Raw genomic sequence first — 3118 nt, forward strand, 5'->3', positions numbered from 1 at the left:
CCGGCCTTGACTATTATTACGACAAATCCGACCGCGAACGGCAGCGGCGTTCGTTTCGCGCACATATCGCCGCAAGCCGGGAAACCGGCCTGCCACTGATCGTCCACACGCGCGATGCCGAGGACGACACGGTCGCCATCCTTGCCGAGGAAACAGGGAAGGGCGCCTTTCCGATGGTGATTCATTGCTTCACCGGATCGGCCCAATTGGCGAAGGCCTGCCTTGGCCTTGGGGCTTATGTTTCGATTTCGGGCATCGTAACGTTCAAAAACGCGGCCGACCTGCAGGAAACCGCCAGACTCCTCCCCGGGGACCGGCTGCTCGTTGAAACGGATGCGCCGTTTCTGGCCCCCGTCCCCAGGCGCGGAAAGCCGTGCGAGCCTGCCTTCGTCGTGCATACAGCGCGCTTTCTGGCCGATCTTCGGGGTATCGGATACGAGGAATTGTATACAACGACATCGAATAATACACTGACACTGTTCAATAAAATGAAAATGCCATGCAACTGACAATGCTCGGCTCGGGCACGTCTTCGGGCGTGCCGCGTGTGGGCCGTGGCTGGGGCAGATGTGACCCGGCAAACCCTCGCAACAGGCGCCGGCGGGTTTCAGTAATGGTTGAGCACGAGGATGTGCGGCTGCTGGTCGACACCGGCCCTGACCTGCGTGTGCAGTTGCTGGATGCCGATGTTCGCTGGCTGACGGCGGTCCTGTTCACTCATAGTCACGCCGATCACTGCCACGGCATCGACGATCTTAGGCCGCTGTTTCACGCGCAGGGGACAGAGATCGACTGCTATATGGACGTGGCCACTCGCGCCAGCCTTCGATCACGATTCTCCTATGTTTTTTCAGGTGGATATGGGTATTCACCGACGGTCAAAGCGCACCCCCTGTCGTCTGAAATGCGGTTCGGCAACCTGACCGTCCGGCCGTTCCGGCAGCGCCATGGGCCAATCCACTCGGTCGGCTTCCGGTTCGAGGCCGGGGGCAGGGCGATCGCCTATTCCACCGATGTTGATGACATTCCGGAAAAAAGCTGGCGACTGTTAACCGGGCTGGACCTGTGGGTTGTCGATGCGTTGCGGCGCGATCCGCACCCGACGCATAGCCATCTGGCTAGGACGCTGGGGTGGATCGATACCGCGCAACCCGCCGAAGCATGGCTGACGCACATGGACGAGAGCATGGACTTCGCGGAACTGGCGGCAGAACTTCCACCGGGGGTCAGCCCTGGATGGGACGGCCGCATCTGGAGGGCTGACGCATGACGATGGCGATCGTTTCGGTGCTGGCGACACTGCTGGTCGTGCTGGCACTAAGCTGGAACCGCTTCGCGACGATGGAACGGGGCGCGATCCTGCAATTGGCGTTGATCTGGGCCGCAATCATCGCAGGGCTAACGCTGCTGGTGCGCGCCCTGAATATCATCTGATATTTAACATAATATTGATTATCGGATTTAAAGATTGCCATCGGCTGTGCGGGACTGACGATTGCGCCCTGTTGGTTGGATCAGCTCTGCGCTAGGATGCAGTATGACCGATCATTCCGCAGTTCGCGCCCACCTCGCCCGCTGGTATCGTTTCATGGAAACGCATGACCAGAACGCGCTGAAAAACATACTTCATCCGGAAGTTGTTTTCGAAAGCCCGGTCGTCCACACGCCGCAGCGCGGCCGTGACGTCACGTTCCGCTATCTTGCCAGCGCCGGTAAAGTGCTTGGCGGTTCCAGTTTCGCCTATGTCGGCGAATGGTTGAACGAAACCGGCGCCATTCTCGAGTTCACGACTGAAATAAACGGTATTGCGATCAATGGCATAGACATGATTTCCTTTGATGAACAAGGGCTTATCACGCACTTCAAGGTGATGGTCAGGCCGTTGAAAGCCATACAGATGGTGCACCAGATGATGGCGGCGCAGTTACAGGCACAAACGGTGACTGCGTTGCAGGCGTGACCGGGGCCGGGCCTGGGGAAGCGCGCGGCAAGGGTGATGATGCAGCCCTATCGGAATTCGCCCGCCTGATCATGATCATGCGCAGGTTGCGCAGCCCGGATGGCTGCGCATGGGATCGCGAACAGACATTTGCAACGATTGCCCCCTACACGATCGAGGAGGCGCACGAAGTGGCCGACGCGATCGCGCATGACGACATGGCGGCGCTGTGCGAGGAACTGGGCGATCTGCTGCTTCAGGTAGTGTTTCACGGCCAGATGGCTGCGGAAGCAGGCCAGTTTCAGCTTTCTGACGTCGTGCGCGGCATTTGCGACAAGATGGAACGCCGCCACCCCCACGTATTCGAACGGGTGTTCGACAGCGGCAGCAGCGCAAGCACCAAGGAAATCCGCGCAAGCTGGGAGGAAATCAAACAAGCCGAAAAGCCGACGGCTTCGGCCCTTGACGGGGTTGCACTTGCCCTCCCTGCCCTTACGCGGGCCGAAAAACTGGCGAAGCGTGCCGCACGCACGGGCTTCGATTGGCCGGACGCCTCAGGCCCGCTCGCCAAGATCCACGAAGAGCTGGCGGAGATCGAACAGGCAGCGACGCAGGACGAACGGATCGAAGAAGCCGGCGATCTGCTGTTTGCAGCCACGAACTACCTGAGAAAGCTGGATATAGATCCAGAAGAAGCCTTGCGCCGTGCCAATCGAAAGTTCGAAGCCCGGTTCCGCAGGATCGAACGGCAGCCGGGCTTCACCGACCTGACGCTGGACGAGAAGGAGCGCCTCTGGCAGGCTGAAAAGATAGTAACTAGCTGAATAATAGTATATTCTACAGTCAGGCGTGTTCACAAGGCCCGGTATTGCCGCTCCAGCTTGGCTGACATCCGCACCTTGACCAGAATCTCGCCGCCCTTTTCTTTCTGTTCGATGACGTCGGCGTGAGCGTGGAGCCATGCAAGCCGCTTCCCGTCGGAGAGGTGAAGGCGCAGGTCGACTACCTCCTCCGGGCCTTGCAGCCTCGTCGCGATCAACTTCTTCAGGGCGTCCAGCCCCTCGCCCGTTAGTGCGGACACCAGTGCAACATCTGGTTCACGTTGCGCGCGTTCGGCTGTCGCCGCGTGGGTTTCAGTGTCGAGACAGTCTGCCTTGTTCAGCACTTCGACCATCGGGA

The 3118-nt window shown here is 59.6% G+C and carries 5 protein-coding genes and 1 pseudogene; 5 read left to right on the forward strand and 1 reads right to left on the reverse strand.

The window, feature by feature from the left end; translation table 11 throughout:
• The 5 genes from AC16JP_RS11895 to mazG form a co-directional block, all read left to right on the forward strand.
• A partial coding sequence (locus tag AC16JP_RS11895; protein ID WP_484340831.1) for a TatD family hydrolase occupies window positions 1-509 on the forward strand: 509 nt, incomplete at its 5' end.
• Entirely contained in the window at window positions 500-1270 is a 771-nt protein-coding gene (locus AC16JP_RS11900) for an MBL fold metallo-hydrolase (RefSeq protein ID WP_484340832.1), read from the forward strand. The genes AC16JP_RS11895 and AC16JP_RS11900, both read left to right, overlap by 10 nt.
• Window positions 1267-1434, forward strand: a complete 168-nt coding sequence (locus AC16JP_RS11905; RefSeq protein ID WP_484340833.1) for a hypothetical protein — start codon at window positions 1267-1269, stop codon at window positions 1432-1434. The genes AC16JP_RS11900 and AC16JP_RS11905 overlap by 4 nt, the downstream gene beginning before the upstream one ends.
• Before the next feature lie 103 nt (window positions 1435-1537).
• Window positions 1538-1960: a nuclear transport factor 2 family protein gene (locus AC16JP_RS11910; RefSeq protein ID WP_484340834.1), complete on the forward strand. Its 423-nt coding sequence runs from the start codon at window positions 1538-1540 to the stop codon at window positions 1958-1960.
• A 65-nt stretch (window positions 1961-2025) separates the two neighbouring features.
• Entirely contained in the window at window positions 2026-2763 is a 738-nt protein-coding gene (mazG, locus tag AC16JP_RS11915) for a nucleoside triphosphate pyrophosphohydrolase (protein WP_484340835.1), read from the forward strand.
• Window positions 2764-2792: 29 nt separating this feature from the next.
• On the opposite strand, the pseudogene AC16JP_RS11920 reads toward mazG, so the two are convergent.
• Window positions 2793-3118, reverse strand: a pseudogene (locus AC16JP_RS11920) (GTPase HflX); the annotation flags it as partial.

The organism is Sandaracinobacteroides sp. (assembly GCF_057137845.1).

Coding starts and splice junctions, on each gene's coding strand:
- AC16JP_RS11905 (WP_484340833.1), top strand. CDS start 1,267: ATGACGATGGCGATCGTTTCGGTGCTGGCGACACTGCTGGTCGTGCTG.
- AC16JP_RS11910 (WP_484340834.1), top strand. CDS start 1,538: ATGACCGATCATTCCGCAGTTCGCGCCCACCTCGCCCGCTGGTATCGT.
- AC16JP_RS11900 (WP_484340832.1), top strand. CDS start 500: ATGCAACTGACAATGCTCGGCTCGGGCACGTCTTCGGGCGTGCCGCGT.